Annotated in this window: 26 protein-coding genes; 24 read left to right on the plus strand and 2 right to left on the minus strand. The window is 42.3% G+C overall.

The window, feature by feature from the left end:
* The first annotated feature begins 167 nt into the window (after nt 1-167).
* From cdaA to HT723_RS03120, 8 genes are all read left to right on the plus strand, one after another.
* Complete coding sequence (cdaA, locus tag HT723_RS03085; protein ID WP_205403118.1) at nt 168-1,025, plus strand: diadenylate cyclase CdaA; 858 nt, start codon at nt 168-170, stop codon at nt 1,023-1,025.
* Nucleotides 1,012-1,791 (plus strand): CdaR family protein, encoded by a 780-nt coding sequence (locus tag HT723_RS03090; RefSeq protein ID WP_172934606.1) that lies wholly within the window; start codon nt 1,012-1,014, stop codon nt 1,789-1,791. Before cdaA ends, HT723_RS03090 begins: the two co-directional genes overlap by 14 nt.
* Nucleotides 1,792-1,815: 24 nt before the next feature.
* A complete protein-coding gene (glmM, locus tag HT723_RS03095; RefSeq protein ID WP_172934607.1) occupies nt 1,816-3,168 on the plus strand; it encodes a phosphoglucosamine mutase in 1,353 nt (450 codons plus the stop codon).
* 73 nt (nt 3,169-3,241) lie between these two features.
* The gene (locus HT723_RS03100; protein ID WP_001050087.1) at nt 3,242-3,616 is read left to right on the plus strand and encodes a DUF1149 family protein; all 375 of its coding nucleotides are present in this window, start codon (nt 3,242-3,244) and stop codon (nt 3,614-3,616) included.
* Nucleotide 3,617: 1 nt separating this feature from the next.
* The gene (locus tag HT723_RS03105) at nt 3,618-4,466 is read left to right on the plus strand and encodes a DegV family protein (RefSeq protein ID WP_172934609.1); all 849 of its coding nucleotides are present in this window, start codon (nt 3,618-3,620) and stop codon (nt 4,464-4,466) included.
* Between the two features lie 378 nt (nt 4,467-4,844).
* Entirely contained in the window at nt 4,845-5,612 is a 768-nt protein-coding gene (gene dapB / locus HT723_RS03110) for a 4-hydroxy-tetrahydrodipicolinate reductase (RefSeq protein ID WP_172934611.1), read from the plus strand.
* On the plus strand, nt 5,609-6,808 hold the full coding sequence (locus HT723_RS03115; RefSeq protein ID WP_345890227.1) for a CCA tRNA nucleotidyltransferase: 1,200 nt from the start codon (nt 5,609-5,611) through the stop codon (nt 6,806-6,808). Before dapB ends, HT723_RS03115 begins: the two co-directional genes overlap by 4 nt.
* Nucleotides 6,805-8,676, plus strand: coding sequence for an ABC-F family ATP-binding cassette domain-containing protein (locus tag HT723_RS03120; protein ID WP_172934613.1), 1,872 nt, complete (start codon nt 6,805-6,807; stop codon nt 8,674-8,676). Before HT723_RS03115 ends, HT723_RS03120 begins: the two co-directional genes overlap by 4 nt.
* A gap of 142 nt (nt 8,677-8,818) precedes the next feature.
* Here the strand turns inward: HT723_RS03120 and mntE are convergent, their stop codons facing one another.
* Entirely contained in the window at nt 8,819-10,003 is a 1,185-nt protein-coding gene (mntE, locus tag HT723_RS03125) for a CDF family manganese efflux transporter MntE (protein WP_172934615.1), read from the minus strand.
* Between the two features lie 303 nt (nt 10,004-10,306).
* Between mntE and HT723_RS03130 the strand changes: the two genes are divergently transcribed.
* From HT723_RS03130 to yaaA, 6 genes are all read left to right on the plus strand, one after another.
* On the plus strand, nt 10,307-13,003 hold the full coding sequence (locus HT723_RS03130; protein ID WP_000032458.1) for a cation-translocating P-type ATPase: 2,697 nt from the start codon (nt 10,307-10,309) through the stop codon (nt 13,001-13,003).
* A 12-nt stretch (nt 13,004-13,015) separates the two neighbouring features.
* Nucleotides 13,016-13,813: a glutathione-dependent disulfide-bond oxidoreductase gene (gene yghU / locus HT723_RS03135; RefSeq protein WP_172934616.1), complete on the plus strand. Its 798-nt coding sequence runs from the start codon at nt 13,016-13,018 to the stop codon at nt 13,811-13,813.
* 219 nt (nt 13,814-14,032) lie between these two features.
* Nucleotides 14,033-14,443 (plus strand): peptide deformylase, encoded by a 411-nt coding sequence (locus HT723_RS03140; protein WP_050207907.1) that lies wholly within the window; start codon nt 14,033-14,035, stop codon nt 14,441-14,443.
* An 11-nt stretch (nt 14,444-14,454) separates the two neighbouring features.
* Nucleotides 14,455-16,050: a hypothetical protein gene (locus HT723_RS03145; protein ID WP_119948177.1), complete on the plus strand. Its 1,596-nt coding sequence runs from the start codon at nt 14,455-14,457 to the stop codon at nt 16,048-16,050.
* 132 nt (nt 16,051-16,182) lie between these two features.
* Nucleotides 16,183-16,347, plus strand: coding sequence for a YczI family protein (locus HT723_RS03150; protein ID WP_050136214.1), 165 nt, complete (start codon nt 16,183-16,185; stop codon nt 16,345-16,347).
* A 192-nt stretch (nt 16,348-16,539) separates the two neighbouring features.
* Nucleotides 16,540-17,268 carry a peroxide stress protein YaaA gene (gene yaaA, locus HT723_RS03155; RefSeq protein WP_023933180.1) on the plus strand — a complete coding sequence of 243 codons (729 nt, stop codon included), beginning with the start codon at nt 16,540-16,542 and terminating at the stop codon, nt 17,266-17,268.
* A 124-nt stretch (nt 17,269-17,392) separates the two neighbouring features.
* On the opposite strand, the gene HT723_RS03160 is transcribed toward yaaA, so the two are convergent.
* The gene (locus tag HT723_RS03160) at nt 17,393-17,941 is read right to left on the minus strand and encodes an NADPH-dependent FMN reductase (RefSeq protein ID WP_172934618.1); all 549 of its coding nucleotides are present in this window, start codon (nt 17,939-17,941) and stop codon (nt 17,393-17,395) included.
* 257 nt (nt 17,942-18,198) lie between these two features.
* Between HT723_RS03160 and HT723_RS03165 the strand changes: the two genes are divergently transcribed.
* The 10 genes from HT723_RS03165 to HT723_RS03210 all read left to right on the plus strand — a co-directional run bounded on the left by HT723_RS03165 (nt 18,199) and on the right by HT723_RS03210 (nt 25,409).
* Nucleotides 18,199-18,687 carry a DUF5590 domain-containing protein gene (locus tag HT723_RS03165; RefSeq protein ID WP_000747244.1) on the plus strand — a complete coding sequence of 163 codons (489 nt, stop codon included), beginning with the start codon at nt 18,199-18,201 and terminating at the stop codon, nt 18,685-18,687.
* On the plus strand, nt 18,684-19,871 hold the full coding sequence (locus HT723_RS03170) for a pyridoxal phosphate-dependent aminotransferase (protein WP_000777796.1): 1,188 nt from the start codon (nt 18,684-18,686) through the stop codon (nt 19,869-19,871). The genes HT723_RS03165 and HT723_RS03170 overlap by 4 nt, the downstream gene beginning before the upstream one ends.
* Nucleotides 19,864-20,229, plus strand: coding sequence for a VOC family protein (locus tag HT723_RS03175; RefSeq protein ID WP_000565214.1), 366 nt, complete (start codon nt 19,864-19,866; stop codon nt 20,227-20,229). The genes HT723_RS03170 and HT723_RS03175 overlap by 8 nt, the downstream gene beginning before the upstream one ends.
* Before the next feature lie 16 nt (nt 20,230-20,245).
* Nucleotides 20,246-21,592, plus strand: a complete 1,347-nt coding sequence (gene asnS, locus HT723_RS03180) for an asparagine--tRNA ligase (protein WP_172934638.1) — start codon at nt 20,246-20,248, stop codon at nt 21,590-21,592.
* A 152-nt stretch (nt 21,593-21,744) separates the two neighbouring features.
* Nucleotides 21,745-22,035, plus strand: coding sequence for a 30S ribosomal protein S6 (gene rpsF / locus HT723_RS03185; RefSeq protein ID WP_001151785.1), 291 nt, complete (start codon nt 21,745-21,747; stop codon nt 22,033-22,035).
* 11 nt (nt 22,036-22,046) lie between these two features.
* On the plus strand, nt 22,047-22,517 hold the full coding sequence (gene ssbA / locus HT723_RS03190) for a single-stranded DNA-binding protein SsbA (protein ID WP_000609606.1): 471 nt from the start codon (nt 22,047-22,049) through the stop codon (nt 22,515-22,517).
* A gap of 31 nt (nt 22,518-22,548) precedes the next feature.
* On the plus strand, nt 22,549-22,788 hold the full coding sequence (gene rpsR, locus HT723_RS03195; RefSeq protein ID WP_000068664.1) for a 30S ribosomal protein S18: 240 nt from the start codon (nt 22,549-22,551) through the stop codon (nt 22,786-22,788).
* Between the two features lie 273 nt (nt 22,789-23,061).
* Complete coding sequence (locus HT723_RS03200) at nt 23,062-23,565, plus strand: GNAT family N-acetyltransferase (RefSeq protein ID WP_172934620.1); 504 nt, start codon at nt 23,062-23,064, stop codon at nt 23,563-23,565.
* 82 nt (nt 23,566-23,647) lie between these two features.
* On the plus strand, nt 23,648-25,048 hold the full coding sequence (locus HT723_RS03205) for a bifunctional Cof-type HAD-IIB family hydrolase/peptidylprolyl isomerase (protein ID WP_172934621.1): 1,401 nt from the start codon (nt 23,648-23,650) through the stop codon (nt 25,046-25,048).
* A gap of 1 nt (nt 25,049) precedes the next feature.
* On the plus strand, nt 25,050-25,409 hold the full coding sequence (locus HT723_RS03210; protein ID WP_000689593.1) for a S1 RNA-binding domain-containing protein: 360 nt from the start codon (nt 25,050-25,052) through the stop codon (nt 25,407-25,409).
* Nucleotides 25,410-25,452 lie beyond the last annotated feature (43 nt).

Genomic DNA, 25,452 nt, shown 5'->3' on the forward strand with positions numbered 1-25,452 from the left:
TTGAGCAACCTGCGGCTAGCTTCCTAGTTTGCTCTTTGATTTTCATTGAGTATCAGTTTATTTTATCATATTTTTTCTTTAATTTAAAATGAAGTAGGATAGGGAAAAAAATGCCAGAAAAATGGTATAATAGAGAGGAACGTGTTTGGACAGAGAGGAGACAGCAGATGAACTTTCAACAATTATCCAACCTGCAATATTGGACTAGCTTGTTTTCTAGTCCATGGGCGATAGCTATCAATCTGATTGATATTTTGATTGTTGCTTATATTTTATATCATTTTACAAAAGCTATTGCAGGAACCAAGATTATGATTTTGGTACGTGGAGTTTTGGTGTTTATTTTAGCTCAAATCCTTGCAAATATGATTGGCTTGACTACGATTTCTTGGTTAATCAATCAAATTATTACTTATGGGGTGATTGCAGCCGTTGTGATATTTTCACCAGAAATTCGGACTGGTTTGGAGCGTCTGGGACGAGCGACAGATTTCTTTTCCAATGCCCCAATTAGTGCTGAGGAACAGATGATTCGTTCCTTTGTTAAGTCTGTTGAATATATGAGTCCTCGTAAGATTGGTGCTCTGGTTGCTATTCAGCGCGTCCGCACCTTGCAAGAATACATTGCGACAGGGATTCCCTTGGATGCCAATATTTCAGCTGAACTCCTCATTAATATCTTTATCCCCAATACTCCTCTACATGATGGTGCTGTGATTATCAGAGAAAATCGAATTGCGGTGACTTCGGCCTATTTGCCCTTGACAGAAAGTACAGGGATTTCCAAGGAATTTGGGACCAGACACCGGGCGGCTATTGGCTTATCAGAAGTGTCTGATGCCTTGACCTTTATCGTCTCGGAGGAAACAGGTGGTATTTCTATTACCTACAATGGAGTCTTCAAGCATGATTTGACGATTGAAGAATTTGAAGCAGAGCTAAGAAGAATTCTTTTGCCAGCTGTTGAGGAAAAAGCCAGTTTCAAGGACCGTTTGCTAGGAGGTTGGAAATATGAGAAAAAATAGTCTATATATCATTTCATCTCTCTTTTTTGCTTGTGTCTTATTCATCTATGCAACGTCAACCAACTTTCAAAATAGCAATACCGCAAGGCAGGTCAAATCAGAAACCTATACCAATACGATAACGAACGTTCCTATCGATATTCACTATGATGATGACCAGTATTTCATTAGCGGATTTGCATCAGAGGTTTCAGTTGTGCTGACAGGTGCCAATCGTGTGACCTTGGCCAGCGAAATGCAGGAGAGCACTCGTAAGTTTAAAGTAACTGCTGATTTGACGGATGCCAGTGTTGGAACGATTGAGGTTCCCTTGAATATTGAAAATCTTCCAAGTGGGATGACTGCTGTGGCAACGCCTCAAAAGATTACAGTGAAAGTTGGTAAGAAGGTTAAGCGAGATGGAATGATTGTTGTGCCACAAGTTGACCAAAGCCAGATTGACCCTAAGCTACAAATTGATAGTGTAACCGTGTCAAATGAAAGGGTTTCTGTCACAACTGACCAAGAAACATTAGCTAAAATCGATCGAATTATTGCGCTTTTACCAACCAGCGAACGCATAACAGGTAATTACAGTGGTTCAGTACCTTTGCAGGCAATCGACCGTAATGGTGTTGTATTACCAGTAGTTATCACTCCATTTGATACAACAATGAAGGTGACGACAAAACCAGTAGCACCAAGTTCAAGCACATCAAATTCAACTACAAGTAGTTCATCGGAGACATCTTCGTCAACGAAAGCAACTAGTTCAAAAACGAATTAAAAATAGAAAAAGGATTTTATAAAAATGGGTAAATATTTTGGGACTGATGGAGTCCGTGGAGAAGCTAACGTAGAACTTACTCCGGAATTAGCCTTTAAACTAGGACGTTTTGGAGGCTATGTTCTCAGTCAACATGAAACGGAAGCACCGAAAGTCTTTGTAGGACGTGACACACGTATTTCAGGGGAAATGCTAGAATCTGCCTTGGTAGCAGGTCTCCTTTCAGTTGGTATTCACGTATACAAACTAGGTGTTCTGGCAACACCAGCAGTAGCTTACTTGGTAAAAACTGAGGGAGCTAGTGCGGGTGTCATGATTTCTGCTAGCCACAACCCAGCCCTTGATAATGGGATTAAGTTCTTTGGTGGTGATGGCTTCAAACTAGATGATGAAAAAGAAGCAGAAATTGAAGCCTTGCTAGATGCTGCGGAAGACACTCTTCCTCGTCCAAGTGCAGAAGGCTTAGGAACCTTGGTAGATTATCCAGAAGGCTTACGTAAGTATGAAGGCTACCTTGTTTCAACTGGAACTCCTCTTGAAGGAATGAAGGTTGCCTTGGATACAGCTAATGGTGCAGCTTCTACAAGTGCCCGTCAAATCTTTGCAGACCTTGGTGCTCAGTTGACTGTTATAGGGGAAACACCAGATGGTCTTAACATCAACCTTAATGTTGGTTCAACCCATCCAGAAACCCTTCAAGAAGTGGTCAAAGAAAGCGGCTCAGCTATTGGTTTGGCCTTTGATGGAGACAGTGACCGTTTGATTGCTGTTGATGAAAATGGCGACATCGTCGATGGTGACAAGATTATGTACATCATTGGGAAATACCTTTCTGAAAAAGGACAATTGGCTCAAAATACAATTGTGACAACTGTTATGTCTAACCTTGGTTTCCACAAGGCCTTGGATCGCGAAGGTATTAACAAGGTAGTCACTGCAGTTGGCGACCGCTACGTTGTTGAAGAAATGCGAAAATCAGGCTACAACCTCGGTGGTGAACAATCTGGGCACGTTATCTTGATGGACTACAATACAACAGGTGATGGTCAATTATCCGCTGTCCAATTGACAAAAATCATGAAGGAAACTGGTAAGAGCTTGTCAGAGTTGGCAGCAGAAGTAACCATCTATCCACAAAAATTAGTCAATATCCGAGTGGAAAATGCCGTGAAGGAAAAGGCTATGGAAGTGCCAGCTATCAAGGCTATCATCGAGAAGATGGAAGAAGAAATGGCAGGGAATGGTCGTATCTTAGTACGCCCAAGTGGAACAGAGCCCCTCTTGCGTGTTATGGCAGAAGCGCCTACCACAGAAGAAGTTGACTACTATGTTGATACCATCGCAGACGTAGTTCGAGCTGAAATTGGGATGGACTAAAACTTAGAAAACTAGATGAAAATAAAAAATTATGGTACAATAGCTTATAATATTGTAGCCGAGGGAGAAAGATATGAATCTTAAACGTGAACAAGAATTTGTTAGTCAGTATCATTTTGATGCGCGTAATTTTGAATGGGAAAATGAAAATGGAGCTCCTGAAACTAAGGTGGATGTGAACTTCCAATTGCTCCAACATGATCAAGAAAATCAAGTGACTTCCTTGATTGTCATCTTGACCTTTATGATTGTATTTGATAAGTTTGTCATTAGTGGAACCATTTCACAGGTAAATCATATCGATGGCCGTATTGTCAATGAACCAAGTGAATTGAGCCAAGAAGAAGTGGAAACTTTGGCTCGTCCATGTTTGAATATGCTCAACCGTTTGACTTACGAAGTAACTGAAATTGCATTAGACTTACCAGGAATCAATTTGGAGTTCTAATATGAAACTAGCTGTTATCACAGATTCCTCTGCCTATCTCAGTGCAGAGACCTTGCAAAGAGAAGATTTATTTGTCTTGGATATTCCTGTCAATATTGATGGTGAGGAGTATATCGAAGGCATCAATCTGACTGCTGAGGAATTTTACCCAAAAATGGCTCAGGCTTCTGAATTGCCTAAGACCAGTCAACCAAGTATTGCCAAGTTAGATGAAATCTTAACTTCGCTAAAAGAACAAGGCTATACCCATGCCTTGGGGCTTTTCTTATCTTCTGGAATTTCAGGTTTTTACCAAAATATCCAGTATATGATAGATGAATATGAAGGCTTAACCATTGCTTTTCCAGACACTTTGATTACAAGTGCTCCTCTGGGTATCATGGTTGAAAGCGTCTTTAATTGGCGTGACCAGGGCGATGATTTTGCCAGCATTCAGGATAAGCTAGCCATTCAAATCAGCCGTACGTCAGCTTTTATCATGGTAGATGATTTGGATCATTTGGTAAAAGGTGGGCGCCTTTCAAATGGGGCTGCCATTTTGGGCAATCTGCTAAGCATTAAGCCAATCCTTTATTTCAACGACCAAGGTGTGATTGAAGTTTACGAAAAAGTTCGTACTGAAAAGAAAGCAACCAAGCGCTTAATTGAAATTATCAAGGAAACAACGGCTTCAGGCCAATATCGGGTCATTGTCATTCATGGGAATGCTCCTGAAAAGGCTGAGGAATTGCGTCAACACTTGCTTGATTCTGGCTTGGGTTCGGATGTTTCACTTGCTACATTTGGTAGTGTCATTGGAACTCACCTAGGAGCAGGAAGCATTGCTCTAGGTTATATTCCAGTGATTTAGTTGGCGCTTCTTGGCTAGTTAAGAAATAGCAATTGAACACGGACTATCTGCCTCTTGAAAAAAGATGCCTGTCTTGCCTTTCGTGGAAAGTCAGCGCAATTCCCTATTTTTCATGGGTAGCTAATGTCCTTTGTATCTTGATAATTGAACACGCCTGGAACCCTGTGTGAAAAAGATAGATTTTCCAAGGAGTAGACACTTCTTGATCAGAACTTCTATTTTCACTTTGTGTTCCTACAGGCTTTGTATCTTAGAAATTGAACATGGACTATCTGCCTCTTGAAAAAAGATGCCTGTCTCGCCTTTCATGGAAAGTCAGCGCCATTCCCTATTTTTCATGGGCAGCTAACGTCCTTTGTATCTTAGATAGGAGTAGAGATGAGTATTCGAGTAATTATTGCTGGTTTTAAGGGAAAGATGGGCCAGGCTGCTTGTCAGATGGTCTTGGCTGATCCAGACTTGGACTTAGTAGCAGTTTTGGATCCCTTTGAGTCTGAATCAGAATGGCAGGGTATTCCTGTTTTCAAGGATAAGGCTGATTTAGCAGGCTTTGAAGCGGATGTCTGGGTAGATTTTACTACTCCAGCTGTTGCCTATGAAAATACACGCTTTGCTCTTGAAAATGGCTTTGCTCCAGTAGTTGGAACGACTGGTTTCACAAGTGAAGAAATTGCAGAGCTAAAAGAATTTTCTCGTGCTCAAGATCTGGGTGGTTTGATTGCTCCTAACTTTGCCTTGGGTGCTGTCTTGCTTATGCAATTTGCAAAGCAGGCTGCCAAATATTTCCCAAATGTGGAGATTATTGAGCTCCATCATGACAAGAAAAAGGATGCTCCGAGTGGAACAGCTATTAAAACAGCTGAGTTGATGGCAGAAGTTCGAGAGTCTACCCAGCAAGGTGCGCCTGATGAGGAAGAATTGATTGCAGGTGCTCGTGGTGCTGACTTTGATGGCATGCGCATCCACTCAGTACGTTTGCCAGGCTTAGTAGCCCATCAGGAAGTCATCTTTGGCAATCAGGGAGAAGGATTGACCCTCCGTCATGACTCCTATGATCGCAGCTCCTTCATGACAGGAGTCAATTTGGGAATTAAAGAAGTTGTCAAGCGTCATGAGCTTGTCTATGGATTAGAACACTTATTATGAGATTAATGCAAATGCCTTCTGAATTTCAGAAGGCTTTACCAGTATTAGAAAAAATTAAAGAAGCAGGATTTGAAGCTTATTTTGTTGGGGGCTCTGTTCGAGATGCCCTCCTCAATCGCCCTATCCATGATGTGGATATTGCGACGTCTTCTTATCCAGAAGAGACCAAGCAGATTTTTCCGCGAACAGCCGATATCGGAATTGAACATGGGACTGTCTTGGTTTTAGATGGGGATGAGGAGTATGAGGTAACCACCTTTCGGACAGAGGATGTCTATGTGGACTATCGCAGACCCAGTGCAGTCTCCTTTGTGCGCTCGCTAGAAGAAGACCTCAAGCGTCGCGACTTCACAGTCAATGCCTTTGCCTTGGACGAGACAGGCGAAATCATTGACTTGTTTCATGGTTTAGAAGATTTGGAAAAGCAAGTTTTGCGGGCGGTTGGGGAGCCTAGTGAACGTTTCAACGAAGATGCTTTGCGAATTATGCGTGGCTTCCGTTTTCAGGCCAGCCTTGGCTTTGAACTTGAGCCAGAAACCTTTAAAGCTATGAAGACTTTGACGCCACTTTTGGAGAAAATTTCTGTGGAGCGTACCTTCGTTGAGTTTGATAAACTCTTGCTGGCTCCATTTTGGAGAAGGGGCTTGGCTTCCATGATTGAGAGTCAAGCTTATGACTATCTCCCTGATCTGGCATCTAGCCAAGACAAACTTAACAGACTGTTTGATTTAGAGACTGATTTCACCTTTGAATCTTCAGAGCAAGCTTGGGCGGCTCTACTGTGGGCTTTGGAGATTGAAAATGCGCAGCCATTTTTGAAAGCTTGGAAGACCTCACGTCAGTTTGCCAAGCAAGTTCAGGATTTGCTGACTATTTTGGCCTTGCGTGAAAAGGGAGAATTGAGCAAGCGCGATTGTTATCGCTTTGACTTGGAGTTGCTTTTACAGGCTGAAAATCTTCGTCATACCCAGGGAAAACCAGTCAACCCACAAGTCATAACAGAAACCTATCAGAGTTTGACCATTCATGACAAGAAAGAAATTCAGATTAATGGTGGCATTTTGATCAAGGAATATGGTTATCAGCCGGGACCAGACTTGGGAGAGATTTTAACAGAGATTGAGTATGCCATTGTCGATGGAGAATTGGAAAATGACCGACAAGCCATCCATGCTTATCTGAGGGAGAAGAAATGAGTGATTTTATCGTTGAAAAACTAAGTAAATCTGTCGGTGATAAGACCGTTTTTAAGGATATTTCCTTTATCATCCATGACCTAGACAGAATTGGTTTGATTGGTGTCAATGGAACAGGGAAGACCACCCTTTTAGATGTTCTTTCTGGCGTTTCTGGCTTTGATGGGGATGTCAGTCCCTTTTCGGCTAAGAATGATTACCAGATTGGTTATTTGACTCAAGATCCTGATTTTGATGATAGCAAGACGGTCTTGGATACGGTTCTTTCCAGCGACCTCAAGGAAATCCAGCTCATTCGTGAGTATGAGTTGATCATGCTCAACTACAGTGAGGACAAGCAGGCTCGTTTGGAACGGGTCATGGCTGAAATGGACTCTCTCCAAGCTTGGGAAATCGAGAGTCAGGTCAAGACTGTTCTCAGCAAGCTGGGGATTCAGGACTTATCTACTCCTGTTGGGGAATTGTCAGGTGGTCTAAGAAGACGGGTCCAGTTGGCGCAAGTTCTTCTTGGTAATCACGACCTCTTGCTGCTGGATGAGCCAACCAACCATCTGGATATTGCGACTATTGAGTGGCTGACCCTCTTTTTAAAAAATTCTAAGAAGACAGTTCTCTTTATCACTCACGATCGTTATTTCTTGGATGCTTTGTCGACTCGGATTTTCGAGTTGGATCGAGCTGGATTGACCGAGTATCAAGGGAATTATCAGGACTATGTTCGCCTTAAGGCGGAACAGGACGAGCGTGACGCAGCTCTTCTCCACAAAAAAGAACAACTCTATAAGCAGGAATTGGCCTGGATGCGTAGACAACCGCAGGCGCGTGCGACCAAGCAGCAGGCTCGTATCAATCGTTTCCACGACCTGAAAAAGGAAGTTTCAGGCAATACTGATGAGACAGACTTGACCATGAACTTTGAAACCAGTCGGATTGGGAAAAAGGTCATCGAGTTTCAGGATGTTTCCTTTGCCTATGAAAACAAGCCTATTTTGCAAGATTTTAATCTCTTGGTGCAAGCCAAAGACCGCATCGGAATCGTTGGGGATAACGGTGTTGGGAAATCAACCCTGCTCAATCTAATTGTAGGCAGCCTTGAGCCGACAGCAGGTCAAGTTGTGATAGGGGAAACTGTTCGCATCGCCTATTTCTCTCAGCAAATTAAGGGCTTGGATGAAAGTAAGCGAGTGATCAATTACCTGCAGGAAGTGGCAGAAGAGGTCAAAACCAGTGGTGGTTCTACGACTTCCATTGCAGAGTTGCTGGAGCAGTTCCTTTTCCCACGTTCGACGCATGGAACCTTGATTGAGAAATTGTCTGGGGGAGAGAAAAAACGTCTTTATCTCCTCAAACTGCTTTTGGAAAAACCAAATGTTCTTCTCTTGGACGAGCCGACCAATGATTTGGATATTGCTACTCTTACAGTTTTGGAGAATTTCTTACAAGGCTTTGCTGGTCCAGTTTTGACTGTTAGTCACGACCGCTATTTCTTGGATAAGGTAGCGACCAAGATTCTCGCTTTTGAGGATGGCAAGATTCGTCCTTTCTTTGGTCATTACACCGACTATCTTGATGAAAAAGCTTTTGAAACAGATATGGCCAATCAAGTGCAAAAGGCCGAAAAGGAAAAAGTGGTCAAGGTTCGAGAAGACAAGAAACGCATGACCTACCAAGAAAAGCAGGAGTGGGCAAGTATTGAAGGTGATATTGAAACCTTGGAAAAACGTATCGCTGCTATTGAAGAGGAAATGCAGGCTAACGGCTCTGACTTTGGTAAGCTGGCTACTCTCCAAAAAGAATTGGATGAGAAAAATGAAGCACTCCTTGAAAAATACGAACGCTATGAGTATCTCAGTGAATTTGATAGTTAAGACTATTCGAAAATCAAAGTGCAAACTATGTCGGCTTCACATTGCCGACTCAAGTACAGCCTGTGACCGGCTTCCTAATTTGCACTTTGATTTTTATTGAGTATAAAAGAATAGAAAAATCCCGTCTCATGAAAGGATTTCTCTATTCTTTTTTGGTTTCTTGATGAAAGATATTTTGCCAGGTTTCGTGGCGACGCCAGATACTGGTATGGATGATACCATCTAACTCATAGCAGATGAGTTTGGTTTTTTGACTGATGGAAGTAATTTGAATGTCCTTGATAGCAGAATTTAACTCTTTTTTGGTCTTATAAGCCTCTTTATCCATCTGCTCTCCATCTTGGCGAATATAGACAAAATCATCAGTCAAGAGTTCTTCTAGTTGGTTTCCTTGGTCAATCAATTGTTCACGCATAAGCAATTTTTTATAGACATTGTCTAAAATTTCATCCTCAGGGATAGGTGCTGGTTCGATATGGACATCGGTATCAAAGACGCCAAAACGCTCCTCCAGCATAGACTCGACCTGATCCGCGATTTCATGGCTTTCAAAAACAGACAAGTCAGGATTCATCTCTAGTGTAATATCCAGGTAGATGTTGCTACCGTAGGTGCGACCTCTTTGCGATTTGACCTTGCTGATTTTGGGAATTTCCATGATAGCCTTTTGGTAGTCCTCGAGCAGGCGGTCGTCAAAGCCATCTGAAAGACTAAAGGAAGACTCGATGAAGATATCATAGGCAGTCTTCAAGATAAAGAAAGTGATGATGATAGCAACCAGTTTATCCACAATCGGATAATTAAAACTACTAGCTAGGATGGCAATGGCGGTTCCAAGTGAGGTAACAGCGTCAGAAAGATTGTCCTTAGCAGCTGCCTTCAGCGCCTTGGAGTTGGATTTCTTACTGAGGCGAGTATTGTAGAGATAGACCACAAACATAATCGCTGCAGACATAATTCCTAGAGTTGCACCAAGAGGATCAATGACCGTTTCTTCCCGACTGAGAATCTTTTGAATGGTATCTCTTAGAACATCGAAACCGACATAGAACATGATGATAGAAGTGATCAAGCTTGCCAAATCTTCAATCTTCCAATGACCAAAACGGTGGTCACGGTCTGCAGGCTGGCGCGCCATCCGAATCCCGATTAAGAGGGCCACATTTCCAATGATGTCCGATACGTTATTAAAACCATCGGCCACCAAACTGGATGAATGAAGGAGATGACCAGCTGCTAATTTGGCTGCAGACAAGATCAAATAGGTCGAAATACTGATAATGGCTCCACGCTCAGCTAACTTGAGATTTGAGATAGATTGCTTCATTCAACTTCCTTTCTAGTCACATAGCATTCTACCATTATACTGGTTTTCAAGGAAAAATTCAAATAAGGCAGTTTTTACTCTTTGAAAACTCCCCAAAATTTGGTATAATGGTACTACTCAAGGGAGTAGCTGGCAGAAACCTGTGATAGTGTCGTCATTCCGAATTTTATGCTGAAAAGTATGCTTTCCGGCCCTATCTTAAACAGCGAGACTTGTTATGATTAACAGGTCTCTTTTTGTTTGTCGTGAAAAGATATGACAGAAAGAGAGTCTGTTTTGCACACAATGTCAAGGAGGAGACACATGTCAAAAGAACAAAAACGCCAAGCGTTTTATACTCAGAGCCCTGAAGAGGTCTTGCAGGCTGTGGATGCGACCGAGCAAGGTTTGTCATCAAGTGAGGCGGAAAAGCGCCTTGCCGAATTTGGGCACAATGAACTCGAAGAAGGCGAGAAACGATCAATCTTGGTCAAATTCATCGAGCAATTTAAGGATTTGATGATTATCATCCTAGTTGCGGCAGCAATCTTGTCAGTCGTGACTTCTGGTGGGGAAGATATCGCAGATGCCATTATCATCCTAGCTGTGGTTATCATCAACGCTGCCTTTGGTGTTTACCAAGAAGGAAAAGCTGAAGAAGCTATTGAAGCCCTCAAATCCATGTCTAGTCCAGTTGCCCGCGTTCTTCGTGATGGACACATGGCAGAGATTGACTCTAAAGAATTGGTACCAGGCGATATCGTTGCCCTTGAAGCAGGTGACGTGGTACCAGCGGACCTACGTTTGATAGAAGCCAACTCTCTTAAAATTGAAGAAGCAGCCTTGACAGGTGAATCTGTACCAGTCGAAAAAGACTTGTCAGTCGAGCTTGCGACAGATGCTGGTATTGGTGACCGTGTCAACATGGCCTTCCAAAACTCAAACGTAACCTATGGTCGTGGGATGGGTGTTGTTGTCAATACAGGTATGTACACTGAAGTTGGTCATATTGCTGGTATGCTTCAAGATGCGGATGAGACTGATACACCACTCAAACAAAATTTGAACAACCTTTCTAAGGTCTTGACCTATGCTATCTTGGTCATTGCCCTTGTTACTTTTGTAGTGGGTGTCTTCATTCAAGGGAAAAATCCACTTGGTGAGTTGTTGACTTCTGTTGCCCTTGCCGTTGCAGCCATTCCAGAAGGACTTCCTGCTATCGTTACCATCGTTCTTTCTCTTGGTACTCAAGTTTTGGCCAAACGACATTCCATCGTTCGTAAGTTGCCAGCAGTTGAAACACTTGGTTCAACTGAAATCATCGCTTCTGATAAGACTGGTACGCTGACTATGAACAAGATGACAGTCGAAAAAGTCTTCTACGATGCGGTTCTACATGACTCAGCTGATGATATTGAACTAGGTCTTGAAATGCCACTACTTCGTTCAGTTGTCTTGGCCAATGATACGAAAATCGATGTGGAAGGTAACTTGATTGGTGACCCAACCGAAACAGCCTTTATCCAATATGCCTTGGACAAGGGCTATGATGTCAAAGGTTTCTTAGAGAAATATCCTCGTGTAGCTGAATTGCCATTTGACTCTGACCGTAAGCTCATGTCAACAGTTCACCCATTGCCAGATGGTCGTTTCCTTGTAGCAGTCAAGGGTGCGCCAGACCAACTCTTAAAACGTTGTCTTCTTCGTGATAAGGCTGGGGATATTGCTCCGATTGATGAGAAGGTTACAAATCTCATTCATACAAACAATTCTGAAATGGCTCATCAAGCCTTGCGTGTCCTTGCAGGTGCTTATAAGATTATCGATAGTATTCCAGAAAATCTCACTTCTGAAGAGCTTGAAAATGATTTAATTTTTACTGGTTTGATTGGGATGATTGACCCTGAACGTCCTGAAGCCGCTGAGGCTGTTCGTGTGGCTAAGGAAGCGGGAATCCGTCCGATTATGATTACAGGTGACCACCAAGACACAGCGGAAGCCATTGCCAAACGTTTGGGAATCATTGACGCAAACGATACAGAAGGTCACGTTTTAACTGGTGCTGAACTCAATGAACTGTCAGATGAAGAATTTGAAAAAGTCGTTGGTCAATACTCTGTTTATGCCCGTGTGTCTCCAGAACACAAGGTTCGTATCGTCAAGGCTTGGCAAAAACAAGGTAAAGTCGTTGCCATGACAGGTGACGGTGTCAATGACGCGCCAGCTCTGAAAACAGCCGATATCGGTATCGGTATGGGAATCACTGGTACAGAGGTTTCTAAGGGGGCTTCTGATATGATTCTTGCAGATGATAACTTTGCGACTATTATCGTCGCAGTGGAAGAAGGACGTAAGGTCTTCTCAAACATTCAAAAGACTATTCAGTACCTACTTTCTGCTAATACTGCTGAAGTATTAACCATCTTCCTATCAACCTTGTTTGGTTGGGATGTCTTGCAGCCGGTTCATCTTTTGTGGATCAACTTGGTAACGGATACCTTCCCAGCAATTGCACTAGGTGTTGAACCTGCTGAGCCTGGTGTCATGAACCATAAACCACGTGGACGCAAGGCAAGCTTCTTCTCAGGTGGTGTTTTGAGTTCTATCATTTATCAAGGTGTACTCCAAGCAGCTCTTGTTATGAGTGTTTATGGCCTTGCGATTGCTTACCCAGTTCATGTGGGTGACAATCATGCTATTCATGCAGATGCCCTAACGATGGCCTTTGCAACCCTTGGTTTGATTCAGCTCTTCCATGCCTACAATGTCAAGTCTGTCTACCAATCCATCTTGACAGTTGGCCCATTCAAGTCTAAGACCTTTAACTGGTCCATCTTGGTATCCTTTATCCTTCTCATGGCAACAATCGTTGTAGAACCGCTTGAAGGAATCTTCCACGTAACCAAACTAGACTTGTCACAATGGGGAATTGTTATGGCTGGAAGCTTCTCAATGATTATCATCGTCGAAATCGTTAAGTTTATTCAACGCAAACTCGGTTTTGACAAGAATGCGATTTAAGGGAGGTTTCGGATGTCAGCATATCAATTACCGACCGTATGGCAGGATGAAGCTAGTAATCAAGGAGCTTTTACGGGGCTAAACAGACAAACAGCAGGTGCCCGTTTCGAACAAAACTTGCCAAAAGGAGAACAAGCTTTTCAGCTTTATTCACTGGGAACACCAAATGGTGTGAAGGTTACTATCTTATTGGAAGAATTACTAGAAGCTGGTTTTAAGGAAGCGGCTTACGACTTGTATAAGATTGCTATCATGGATGGGGATCAATTCGGATCAGACTTTGTGAAGCTCAATCCAAATTCCAAGATTCCAGCCTTATTGGACCAGTCAGGTACTGAAGATGTAAGAGTCTTTGAGTCTGCTCATATTCTTCTTTACCTTGCTGAGAAATTTGGAGCCTTTTTACCAAGTAATCCTGTGGAAAAGGTAGAAGTTTTGAATTGGCTATTCTGGCAAGCAGGTGCAGCACCTTTTCTAGGTGGGGGATTTGGACATTTCTTCAATTATGCTCCTGAAAAATTGGAATATCCTATTAACCGTTTTACAATGGAAGTGAAACGCCAGTTGGATTTATTGGATAAGGAATTGGCTCAGAAACCTTATATTGCAGGCAATGACTATACGATTGCAGATATTGCTATCTGGTCTTGGTATGGACAGTTAGTTCAAGGAAATCTTTACCAAGGTTCTGCAAAATTCTTGGATGCCTCAAGTTATCAAAATCTAGTAAAATGGGCAGAAAAAATTGCCAATCGTCCAGCTGTTAAGCGTGGCTTGGAAGTAACTTATACAGAAATTAATACTCTTTGAAAATCTCTTCAAACCACGTCAGCGTCGCCTTGCCGTANNCAGTGTTTTGAGCAACCTGTGCTAGCTTCCTAGTTTGCTTTTTGATTTTCATTGAGTATAAGTAGCAAAAAAGTCATCTTCGGATGGCTTTTTGCTACAGTTGAGGGAAAGGGCTTGCAGTTATCGGCTTTTGTGCTATAATTGTTATAATATAGTAAAAAACAAGAGGAGTGTGAGGAAGTGGAAAAGAAAATTGTAAAAGATATTTTGTTTTTATCTCAGGTATCTCAGCCGGCAAGTCAGGAAGACCTTTATCTTGCCAGAGATTTGCAGGATACACTCTTAGCAAATCGTGAGACCTGCATTGGTCTAGCTGCCAATATGATTGGGGTGCAAAAGCGCGTGATTATCTTTAATCTTGGCTTGGTTCCCGTGGTCATGTTTAACCCAGTGCTTCTGTCCTTTGAAGGATCCTATGAGGCAGAAGAAGGCTGTTTGTCCTTGGTAGGTGTGAGATCAACTAAGCGTTATGAAAGCATAACGGTGTCCTATCGAGACATTAAGTGGCAGGAACAGACCATTACCTTGACAGGCTTCCCAGCTCAGATTTGCCAGCATGAGTTGGATCACTTGGAAGGACGAATCATTTAGGAGGAAAGCAAATGAAACGAATAGTCTTTGAACTTATTTTTATCGCAACGACCTGGTATATCTTTTTACCGCCCCTTAACCTGACCAGCTGGGAATTTCTCTTTTTCCTCTGTGGGCATTTGCTGCTTGTAGCAATCTTATTTGGCTTTGGCAAGGGAATCAATCTGGTCAAAACGGTTCATGTGCGCCACGGTAAGGCGGAAGCTGCCTTAAATCTTGAGGGTTTCAAAATCAATCGGTTAGGGAAAATTCTGTTAGCTTCGATTGGAGGAATTCTTCTCTTGGCAGCTTTGGTTTCCTTGGTAACTTCCAGCATGTTTCAGGCTAAAAATTATGCCAATGTAGTCACGGTTACGGAAAAAGACTTTACTGAATTTCCTAAGAGTGACACCAGTAAGGTTCCTATCCTAGATAGAAGTACTGCTGAAAAAATTGGAGACCGCTACTTGGGTTCCCTAACCGATAAGGTGTCGCAATACGTAGCGGCAGATACCTATACCCAATTGACAATTGATGGGAAACCTTATCGGGTCACACCACTAGAATATGCAGACCCTATCAAATGGTTTAACAATCAAGCCAAGGGAATCGGTGAGTATATCAAGGTGGACATGGTAACTGGAAATGCGGATTTGGTGGACTTGAAGACACCAATCAAGTATTCAGACTCGGAGTATTTTAACCGTGATGTCAAACGTCACCTGCGCTTGAAGTACCCGACCAAAATCTTTAAAACTCCATCTTTTGAGGTGGACGATGAGGGCAATCCTTTCTATGTAGCAACGGTTTACCAAAAGCAATTTGGACTTGCAGTTCCTCGTCCTGCTTCAGTCATTATCTTGGATGCTACAAATGGAGAAACCAAGGAATACAGCTTATCAGATGTTCCAGAATGGGTGGATAGGATCTATCCAGCAGAGGAAACCATTGAGCAAATCAACTACAACGGCAAGTACAAGGACGGTTTCTTGAATGCCATGATTTCCAAGAAAAACGTGACCCAGACTACCAATGGCTATAATTACTTGTCTATCGGTAATGACATCTATCTCTACACAGGTGTGACGTCGGCTAATGCGGATGAGAGTAATCTTGGTTTCATCCTTGAAAATATGCGAACAGGAGAAATTACTAAGTATAGCTTGGCTTCTGCGACAGAAGAATCAGCCCGTGAATCAGCAGAAGGTGCTGTTCAGGAGAAATCCTACAAAGCAACCTTCCCAATCCTCATCAACCTCAATGACAAGCCTTTCTACATCATGGGTTTGAAGGACAATGCTGGCTTGGTCAAAGAGTATGCTCTAGTAGACGCAGTCGAGTACCAAAATGTTATCGTAGCTACTACAGTGGAAGAGATGCTCAGCAAGTATGCCAATAAAAACGACCTTGAAATTGACAATGCAACGACAGAAAGCATCAAGGGAGTAGTAGCAGACCTCAAATCAGCTGTTATCAAGGGCGACACCGTCTACTTCTTTAAAGTTGATGGCAAGATTTACAAGGTTAAGGCCTCAGTATCAGATGACCTTCCTTACCTTGAAAATGGTAGAACCTTCGAAGGTCAAGTAGGAAAAGACAGCTATCTCAAGACCTTTAAAGTACAGTAATACTCTGCGAAAATCTCTTCAAACCNNGCTAGTTTCCTAGTTTGTTCTTTGATTTTCATTGAGTATAAAAAAGGTTTATTTAAGAAATATATGTTATAATAAAATAAATTAAGACTAATGGAGGACAAAGAAATGGGTTTTTATTTGATGGTTGCTTCAATGCTACTTGGACTGCTCGCTTTAAAGATAGGTTTTTCTCAGTTCAAGGAGAAAAAAGATAAATTCTTATCTATCTTAACAAGTTTAGCTGGCGCAGCCCTTGTTCTCGTGGCTATCTGGTTAGGATGGCCCAAATAAATAGAGAAGCCTCGGTCAAACCGAGGTTTTTCATACTCTTCGAAAATCTCTTCAAACCACGTCAACTTTATCTGCAACCTCAAAGCTGTGCTTTGAGCAACCTGCGGCTAGTTTCCTAGTTTGCTCTTTGATTTTCATTGAGTATCAGATGAATTTCTTGGTTGTGGCTAAAAAATATGCTACACTATCAATATGAAAATTTTAATCCCTACAGCAAAAGAAATGAACACAGACTTGCCGAGTATCGAGGCAACACCTTTAATACCAGAAAGTCAGGCCGTGCTGGATGCCTTGGCCCTCTATTCTGCTAGTCAATTGGAGAGTTTTTATAAGGTATCAGCCGAGAAGGCTGCGGAAGAATGTCAAAATATCCAAGCTTTGAAAAGGCAAACTGCTCAACACTACCCAGCTCTTAAACTTTTTGATGGGCTTATGTACCGCCATATCAAGCGAGATAAGTTGACCGAGGCGGAACAAGCCTATCTTGAAAATCATGTCTTTATTACTTCGGCTTTGTACGGTGTCGTTCCAGCCTTGTCATCTATGGCCCCTCACCGTTTGGACTTTTTGATGAAGTTAAAAGTCGCTGGTAAGACTTTAAAGAGTCATTGGAAGGCAGCCTATGATGAAGCTGTGAAGCAGGAAGAAGTGATTTTCTCCCTCTTGTCGTCCGAGTTTGAGACGGTATTTTCTAAGGAAATCAGAGAAAAAATGGTGATCTTCAAATTTATGGAGGATAGAGGCGGTCAGCTGAAAATTCACTCAACCATTTCCAAGAAAGCGCGTGGTGCTTTCCTGACAGCCCTGATAGAAAATCAAGTACAGACGGTGGAGGAAGCTCGTCGCTTAAGCTTTGCAGGATTTACCTACCGAGAAGATCTGTCCCAGCCACAGGAATTGGTTTTTGTTAAGGAAGTATAGAAATCAGATATTTTGTATTTGGCAATATGTATCATCAGCTATTTTAGTTTATAAATGAAAAAAAGCGAACAAGCTAGTCTTCTGAGTGTCAGAAAAGTAGTCTTGTTCGCTTTTATTATATTAGTTACTTGATAGCATTGACCAAGTCTTCCGCTTGTTTTTCAAGTGAGCTTAGGACTGTTTCTTCAAGAACCAATTTTCCGTCTGCCCAAGCAGAGTCATTAACACGTGCAGCAGTGAAATCACCAACGCCTTGTGTACGGATAAATGGCAAGAGGTCTTTGTAGATAGCGAAAAGTTGATCGTGCGCTGCATTGGCTACAGATGATACTGTGACAAACTTGTCTTGAAGGGCAGAAACGCCACGTGTATCAGACAAGTCAAGGGCACGAGATAGCCAGTCAAGCAAGTTTTTCACTGTACCAGGGATAGAGAAGTTGTAGACTGGAGAGAAAATCCAGATAGCATCCGCAACGAGAACTGCTTCACGAGCAGCAGCTACAGCTGGATGTGTTGGAATTTCCAAATCTTGACTGAAGAGAGGAAGGGCTGAATAATCAAGGTAGCTAACTTCCGCTTTACCAGCAAGTGCTTTCTCAGCTTCGAGCGCCATTTGGTGGTTGAAAGAACCTTGACGTAGTGATCCGACGATAAATAATACTTTTTTAGACATGATGTGTCTCCTTTTTCTTAAAATTTCGAGAATTCTCTCGTTGTTATAAAATATATTACAACAAAACAAAAGAACTTGCAAGAAATTTGCTCAGAGTTTATTTGAAAATTGTAAAATTTCGGAAACTCTAGTCATTTGTGACTGAAAAAGTAAGAACTGTTTCACTTTCAAAATCGGTTTTGTTTGAAGGAAGAAATAAAGTGCGATTGTTCTTGCATTCACTTGTAATAAAGCCCAATAGATGGTAAAATAGACGAGTGAAAAAAAGACAAAACAAAGCAAAAAATAATCTACTGTGGCAGTATGGTCTAGGGATGACGATTTTGTTTGTGGTTATCAGTGCTTCCTTTCTGTATCTAGTGTTTCTGAGTATGAAACCTTATCAAACAGCTAAAAGTGAAGGAGAAAAATTAGCTCAGCAGTATGCAGGATTAGAGCAGGCTGATCAGGTTGACTTATACAATGGCTTGGAATCCTATTATAGCGTTCTTGGCCGTAATAAAAAACAAGAAGCACTTGCTGTCCTGATTGGAAAAGATGACCACAAGATTTACGTTTATCAGCTAAATCAAGGTGTTTCACAAGAAAAAGCAGAAGCTGTTTCGAAGGAAAAAGGAGCTGGCGAGATTGACAAGATTACCTTTGGCCGTTATCAAGACAAACCAATCTGGGAAGTCAAGTCAGGCTCTGATTTTTATCTAGTAGATTTTGAAACAGGAGTATTGGTCAATAAGGAGGGCCTATGAAACTATCCAACCGTGTTTTAGAAATGGAAGAAAGTGTGACCTTGGCTGCTGGAGCTCGTGCCAAAGCACTCAAGTCTGAGGGAAGAGATATCCTGTCTCTAACCTTGGGTGAGCCAGATTTCACTACTCCAAAAAATATCCAAGATGCCGCCATTGCATCGATTCGAGATGGGCGTGCTTCTTTTTATACAGTAACCTCAGGCCTGCCAGAGCTCAAGGCAGCGGTCAATACTTACTTTGAACGCTTTTACGGCTATTCTGTAGCGCCAAATCAAGTGACAGTCGCTGCTGGAGCCAAATATTCTCTCTATACCTTCTTTATGGCTGTGGTCAATCCAGGTGATGAAGTTATCATCCCAACCCCCTACTGGGTAAGCTATGGAGACCAGGTCAAGATGGCAGAAGGTGTGCCAGTCTTTGTTCCTGCTAAGGAAGATAATCACTTTAAGGTGACCGTAGAGCAGTTAGAAGCAGCTCGCACAGACAAGACCAAGGTTTTGGTGCTGAATTCGCCATCCAATCCGACAGGTATGATTTACACCCGTGAGGAACTCTTGGCAATCGGAAACTGGGCTGTAGAAAAGGATATTCTCATTCTAGCAGATGATATCTATGGGCGCTTGGTCTATAATGGTCATGAGTTCACACCGATTTCTAGCCTATCTGAGGCAATTCGCAAGCAAACAGTGGTCATCAATGGTGTGTCTAAAATCTATGCCATGACAGGTTGGCGGATTGGCTATGCCGTTGGAGAAGCAAACATTATTGCTGCCATGTCCAAGATTGCAGGTCAAACAACTTCGAATCCGTCAGCAGTAGCCCAGTATGCAGCAGTTGAGGCTCTATCAGGTGAGCAAGATACTGTAGAAAGCATGCGTCAGGCTTTTGAGGAACGTCTCAATACCATCTATCCCCTTCTTGCTGAGGTGCCAGGATTTGAAGTGCTCAAACCGCAAGGAGCTTTCTATCTCTTCCCAAATGTCAAAAAAGCTATGGAGATGAAAGGCTATACAGATGTGACAGATTTTACAACCGCTATCCTAGAAGAAGCCGAAGTGGCCTTGGTAACAGGAGCAGGATTCGGAGCACCAGAAAATGTCCGTCTCAGCTATGCGACAGACCTAGACACGCTTAAAGAAGCAGTTAAACGCTTGAAAGCATTTATGGGTAGTGAGAATGATTGATCATTTTGAGATTAAGGTAAAGGATTTACAAATTTCAGAAGGATTTTATAAGAGTTTTCTCGCTCCTTTGGGCTATAAATTGGCTTTTAAGACTAGTTCTCTAATCAGTTTTCTTGCCCCGAACAGCCCTCATCCTGGTGGTGATTTTTGGCTGGCTCAGGGGACACAAGATCCTATTCACTTTGCTTTTTTAGCAGAAAATAAGGAAGAAGTTCAGGCTTGTTATGAGGCTGGTTTAGAGGCAGGTGGGCGAGACAATGGGGCTCCTGATTATCGCAGTGAGCATCCGATTTACTACGCTGCTTTTGTGATTGACCCAGATGGGAACAATATAGAAGTGGTTTGCCATAAAGAATAAAAAAGAAAAAGGAAAAATAATGACAAAACGTGTAACGATTATTGATGTAAAAGACTATGTTGGTCAGGAAGTGACGATTGGCGCTTGGGTTGCCAACAAATCAGGAAAAGGGAAAATTGCCTTCTTGCAATTGCGTGATGGAACAGCCTTCTTCCAAGGTGTGGCTTTTAAACCAAACTTTGTCGAAAAATTTGGTGAAGAAGTAGGACTTGAGAAGTTTGATGTCATCAAACGCTTGAGCCAAGAAACGTCTGTTTATGTGACAGGTATTGTCAAAGAGGACGAACGTTCTAAATTTGGCTATGAGTTGGACATCACAGACATCGAAGTGATCGGTGAATCTCAAGACTACCCAATCACACCAAAAGAACACGGTACAGACTTTTTGATGGACAACCGTCACTTGTGGCTCCGTTCTCGTAAGCAAGTGGCCGTGATGCAAATCCGTAACGCTATTATCCATGCAACTTATGAGTTCTTTGACAAGAACGGTTTCATGAAATTTGACAGCCCAATTCTTTCAGGAAATGCGGCAGAAGATTCAACAGAACTCTTTGAAACGGACTACTTCGGAACGCCAGCCTACTTGAGCCAATCAGGTCAGCTTTACCTAGAAGCAGGTGCTATGGCTCTTGGTCGTGTCTTTGACTTTGGTCCAGTTTTCCGTGCTGAAAAATCAAAAACGCGCCGTCACTTGACCGAGTTCTGGATGATGGATGCAGAGTACTCATACTTGACACATGATGAGTCGCTTGACTTGCAAGAAGCTTATGTGAAAGCTCTTCTACAAGGTGTTCTTGACCGTGCGCCTCAAGCCTTGGAAACCTTGGAACGTGATACAGAACTATTGAAACGCTACATTGCAGAGCCCTTCAAACGCATCACTTACGATCAAGCCATCGACCTCTTGCAAGAGCATGAAAATGATGAGGATGCTGACTACGAACATCTTGAGCATGGAGATGACTTTGGTTCACCACACGAAACTTGGATTTCAAACCATTTTGGTGTGCCAACATTTGTCATGAACTACCCAGCAGCTATCAAGGCCTTCTACATGAAACCAGTTCCTGGAAATCCAGAGCGCGTGCTTTGTGCAGACTTGCTTGCTCCAGAAGGTTACGGAGAAATCATCGGTGGTTCTATGCGTGAGGAAGACTACGATGCCCTTGTTGCTAAGATGGATGAACTTGGTATGGATCGTACAGAGTACGAATTCTACCTTGACCTTCGTAAATACGGTACAGTTCCACACGGAGGATTTGGTATCGGTATCGAGCGTATGGTAACCTTCGCAGCAGGAACAAAACACATCCGTGAAGCCATTCCATTCCCACGTATGTTACATCGCATTAAACCATAAGAATAGGAAAACGCCCATGTGGCGTTTTTTCGAATTCCAGAGTTTTTACTTGCGTAAAAAAATGTTTTCTAGTATAATAGTTTATTGTGAGCGAACCTCACTTACCCCTTGCAAAGTCTTGGGGTCATTAGACCAAAAGGAGGAACATATCAATGGCTAAATACGAAATTCTTTATATCATTCGTCCAAACATTGAAGAAGAAGCTAAAAACGCTTTGGTAGCACGTTTTGACTCTATTTTGACTGACAACGGTGCAACTGTTGTTGAATCAAAAACTTGGGAAAAACGCCGTCTTGCATACGAAATCCAAGATTTCCGTGAAGGACTTTACCACATCGTTAACGTTGAAGCAAACGACGATGCAGCTCTTAAAGAGTTTGACCGTCTTTCAAAAATCAACGCTGACATTCTTCGTCACATGATCGTCAAAATTGACGCGTAAGAAGGTAAACTATGATTAACAATGTTGTACTTGTAGGGCGTATGACACGTGACGCTGAGTTGCGTTATACCCCATCAAATGTAGCAGTTGCGACTTTTACTCTTGCAGTAAACCGTACATTTAAGAGTCAAAATGGCGAACGTGAGGCTGATTTTATCAATGTCGTTATGTGGCGCCAACAGGCTGAAAACCTTGCTAACTGGGCTAAAAAAGGCTCACTTATCGGGGTGACAGGTCGTATCCAGACTCGTAGTTACGATAACCAGCAAGGACAACGTGTCTACGTGACAGAGGTCGTGGCTGAGAATTTCCAAATGTTGGAAAGCCGTAGTGTGCGTGAGGGTCACACAGGTGGAGCTTATTCTGCACCAACTGCAAACTATTCAGCGCCTACAAATTCAGTACCAGACTTTTCACGTGATGAAAATCCATTTGGAGCAACAAATCCATTGGATATTTCAGATGATGATTTACCATTCTAATGGACAACTAAAATTATAAAGGAGAAAAAACATGGCTCAACAACGTCGTGGCGGATTCAAACGCCGTAAAAAAGTTGATTACATCGCAGCAAACAAAATTGAATATGTTGATTACAAAGATACTGAGCTTCTTAGCCGTTTCGTTTCAGAACGTGGGAAAATCCTTCCTCGTCGTGTAACAGGAACTTCAGCTAAAAACCAACGTAAAGTAACAACAGCTATCAAACGCGCTCGCGTAATGGCTTTGATGCCTTTCGTAAACGAAGATTAAAGAAAAGACCCGGTTGGGTCTTTTTTTCACGAGCCTTGAAATGAGAGAGCGAGTTGAGGTCCGGGTGGACCTCTTTTTCAGACCCGGTTGGGTCTTTTTTTCACGAGCCTTGAAATGAGAGAGCGAGTTGAGGTCAGTGGATCTCTTTTTCATGAGCTTGAAAACAAGAAAGCGAATTAAGACCCCAACGGGTCTTTTTTTCACGAGATAGTTTTTTTCTGACCTTGGCGTGCTATAATGGTAATAGAAAGAGTAAAGGTGGGTAAGTCAAAGATGAATTGTACGATTAGAAATATGATTAAGTCTGATATTGAATCCTTATCTCATGGATTTATGAATCAAGGTTGGCCTGGTAGAGAGGAAATTTTGGCTAGATATTTTCTGGAACAGGAAAGTGGGGAGAGAGAAGTCTTAGTTGCAGAGATTGATGGTGCTGTAGCGGGCTACGTTACCATTTTACCTTTGGCTAAACATGGTCCTTTTGCAGAAGTCTATCCAGAATTATCAGATTTTAATGTGTTTGAGCCTTTTAGAAATCAAGGGATTGGGAATCAATTGTTAGAAGAAGCAGAAAAACGAGTCAAGTTTGTTTCGAGTAAGATCACTCTTGGTGTAGGTTTGCACTTAGGCTATGGCTCTGCCCAGAGATTGTATATCAGACGGGGCTACATTCCAGATGGGACAGGTGTCTGGTATCGAAATCAACCCTTGGAAATGAATGCTACTATTCAAAATAATGATGATTTAGTTCTGTACTTATCCAAGAAGTTCGAATAAGAGATAGCGAATTTCTTTGAACATAGGGGATTTAGCTACTTTATGGTATAATGGAAAGAGTTAGATTGAAAGAGGTAGTGAGATGGATGCGAAATTAAAATACAAGGCAAAGAAGATTAAAATCGTCTTTTTTGATATTGATGATACATTGCGGAATTCAAAGACAGGTTTTATTCCAGCTTCAATCCCAACTGTTTTTAAGCAATTACGTGAGAAAGGAATTTTGACAGGTATTGCTTCTGGACGAGGGATTTTTGGTGTCGTTCCAGAGATTCGTGAGCTCAAGCCTGACTTTTTTGTGACCTTGAATGGGGCCTATATTGAAGATAAAAAAGGTCAGGTCATTTATCAGCATCAGATTGAGAAGTTAGATGTTGAGGAGTATATCTCTTGGGCCAAGCAAGAGGGAATTGAGTATGGCTTGGTTGGGAGTCATGATGCCAAGTTGTCGACTCGTACCGATATGATTAGTGAGGCTATCAATCCAATTTATCCTGATTTAGATGTGGATCCAGATTTCCATGAGAAAGAAGAAATCTATCAGATGTGGACTTTTGAAGATAAGGGAGATGACTTGCACTTGCCTGACAGTCTCTCAGACAAACTTCGCATGGTTCGTTGGCATGAGCATTCGTCTGATATTGTGCCAATTTCAGGCTCCAAAGCGACGGGTGTGGAAAAGGTTGTGGAACACCTTGGTTTGAAACCAGAGAACGTCATGGTTTTTGGAGATGGGCTCAACGACTTGGAACTCTTTGATTATGCTGGAATCAGCGTTGCCATGGGAATTTCTCATGATAACATCAAAGAAAAAGCAGATTATATTACAAAAACATTAGAAGAAGATGGCATTTTTGATGCCTTAGAAGGATTTGGCATGGTAGAAAAAGAATTGCATTTCCCACAAGTAGACATTGAAACAGTAGAAGGTCCTATCGCGACTATTAAGACCAATCACGGAGACTTGCGTATCAAGCTTTTCCCTGAACATGCTCCTAAAACAGTGGCTAACTTTGTAGCTCTTTCAAAAGATGGTTACTATGATGGTGTCATTTTCCATCGTATTATCAAGGACTTTATGATTCAAGGTGGAGACCCAACTGGAACTGGTATGGGTGGCGAGTCCATCTACGGCGAATCATTTGAGGATGAATTCTCAGAAGAACTTTACAATATCCGTGGTGCCCTTTCTATGGCCAATGCAGGTCCAAATACCAACGGTAGCCAGTTCTTTATCGTGCAAAATCAACATTTGCCTTATTCTAAGAAAGAAATTGCTCGTGGTGGTTGGCCAGAACCGATCGCAGAAATCTATGCTAACCAAGGTGGGACACCTCACCTAGACCGCCGTCACACGGTTTTTGGACAGTTAGCTGATGAAGCATCTTACGCTGTCTTGGATGCCATTGCTGCTGTTGAGACGGGGGCGATGGACAAGCCAGTTGAAGATGTTGTGATTGAAACAATTGAAATCGAGGACTAAGATGAAAATCGGTGATAAGCTAAAGGGGCGTATTACAGGGATTCAGCCCTACGGTGCCTTTGTTGAGCTAGAGACGGGTGATACGGGGCTGATTCACATTTCAGAGATTCGGACAGGATTTATTGAAAATATTCATGAAGCCTTGAAAGTCGATGAAGAGGTTCAGGTTCAGGTAGTGGATTTAGATGAATTTACAGGGAAAGCAAGTCTTTCTATCCGCACTTTGGAGGAAGAAAAGCACCAGTTTCCGAGACGGAGACGCTTTTCAAGCGACCGTTTTAACTACGGCTTTGCGCCTCTTAAACGAATGATGCCAATTTGGACTAGAGAAGCCTTGCACTATTTAAAAAAGAAGAAGTAGTTTAGAATTTTATATTTTTTGTAATGTTAATATAAATCTGCTA

It is taken from the genome of Streptococcus sp. 2106 (genome assembly GCF_013277315.1).
Lineage (GTDB): Bacteria > Bacillota > Bacilli > Lactobacillales > Streptococcaceae > Streptococcus > Streptococcus pseudopneumoniae.

Bases quoted from the DNA above. Each gene is read 5' to 3' on its own strand.
- cdaA (WP_205403118.1), top strand. From the start codon at position 168: ATGAACTTTCAACAATTATCCAACCTGCAATATTGGACTAGCTTGTTT.
- HT723_RS03090 (WP_172934606.1), top strand. From the start codon at position 1,012: ATGAGAAAAAATAGTCTATATATCATTTCATCTCTCTTTTTTGCTTGT.
- glmM (WP_172934607.1), top strand. From the start codon at position 1,816: ATGGGTAAATATTTTGGGACTGATGGAGTCCGTGGAGAAGCTAACGTA.
- HT723_RS03100 (WP_001050087.1), top strand. From the start codon at position 3,242: ATGAATCTTAAACGTGAACAAGAATTTGTTAGTCAGTATCATTTTGAT.
- HT723_RS03105 (WP_172934609.1), top strand. From the start codon at position 3,618: ATGAAACTAGCTGTTATCACAGATTCCTCTGCCTATCTCAGTGCAGAG.
- dapB (WP_172934611.1), top strand. From the start codon at position 4,845: ATGAGTATTCGAGTAATTATTGCTGGTTTTAAGGGAAAGATGGGCCAG.
- HT723_RS03115 (WP_345890227.1), top strand. From the start codon at position 5,609: ATGAGATTAATGCAAATGCCTTCTGAATTTCAGAAGGCTTTACCAGTA.
- HT723_RS03120 (WP_172934613.1), top strand. From the start codon at position 6,805: ATGAGTGATTTTATCGTTGAAAAACTAAGTAAATCTGTCGGTGATAAG.
- mntE (WP_172934615.1), bottom strand. From the start codon at position 10,003: ATGAAGCAATCTATCTCAAATCTCAAGTTAGCTGAGCGTGGAGCCATT.
- HT723_RS03130 (WP_000032458.1), top strand. From the start codon at position 10,307: ATGTCAAAAGAACAAAAACGCCAAGCGTTTTATACTCAGAGCCCTGAA.
- yghU (WP_172934616.1), top strand. From the start codon at position 13,016: ATGTCAGCATATCAATTACCGACCGTATGGCAGGATGAAGCTAGTAAT.
- HT723_RS03145 (WP_119948177.1), top strand. From the start codon at position 14,455: ATGAAACGAATAGTCTTTGAACTTATTTTTATCGCAACGACCTGGTAT.
- HT723_RS03150 (WP_050136214.1), top strand. From the start codon at position 16,183: ATGGGTTTTTATTTGATGGTTGCTTCAATGCTACTTGGACTGCTCGCT.
- yaaA (WP_023933180.1), top strand. From the start codon at position 16,540: ATGAAAATTTTAATCCCTACAGCAAAAGAAATGAACACAGACTTGCCG.
- HT723_RS03160 (WP_172934618.1), bottom strand. From the start codon at position 17,941: ATGTCTAAAAAAGTATTATTTATCGTCGGATCACTACGTCAAGGTTCT.
- HT723_RS03170 (WP_000777796.1), top strand. From the start codon at position 18,684: ATGAAACTATCCAACCGTGTTTTAGAAATGGAAGAAAGTGTGACCTTG.
- HT723_RS03175 (WP_000565214.1), top strand. From the start codon at position 19,864: ATGATTGATCATTTTGAGATTAAGGTAAAGGATTTACAAATTTCAGAA.
- rpsF (WP_001151785.1), top strand. From the start codon at position 21,745: ATGGCTAAATACGAAATTCTTTATATCATTCGTCCAAACATTGAAGAA.
- ssbA (WP_000609606.1), top strand. From the start codon at position 22,047: ATGATTAACAATGTTGTACTTGTAGGGCGTATGACACGTGACGCTGAG.
- rpsR (WP_000068664.1), top strand. From the start codon at position 22,549: ATGGCTCAACAACGTCGTGGCGGATTCAAACGCCGTAAAAAAGTTGAT.
- HT723_RS03200 (WP_172934620.1), top strand. From the start codon at position 23,062: ATGAATTGTACGATTAGAAATATGATTAAGTCTGATATTGAATCCTTA.
- HT723_RS03205 (WP_172934621.1), top strand. From the start codon at position 23,648: ATGGATGCGAAATTAAAATACAAGGCAAAGAAGATTAAAATCGTCTTT.
- HT723_RS03210 (WP_000689593.1), top strand. From the start codon at position 25,050: ATGAAAATCGGTGATAAGCTAAAGGGGCGTATTACAGGGATTCAGCCC.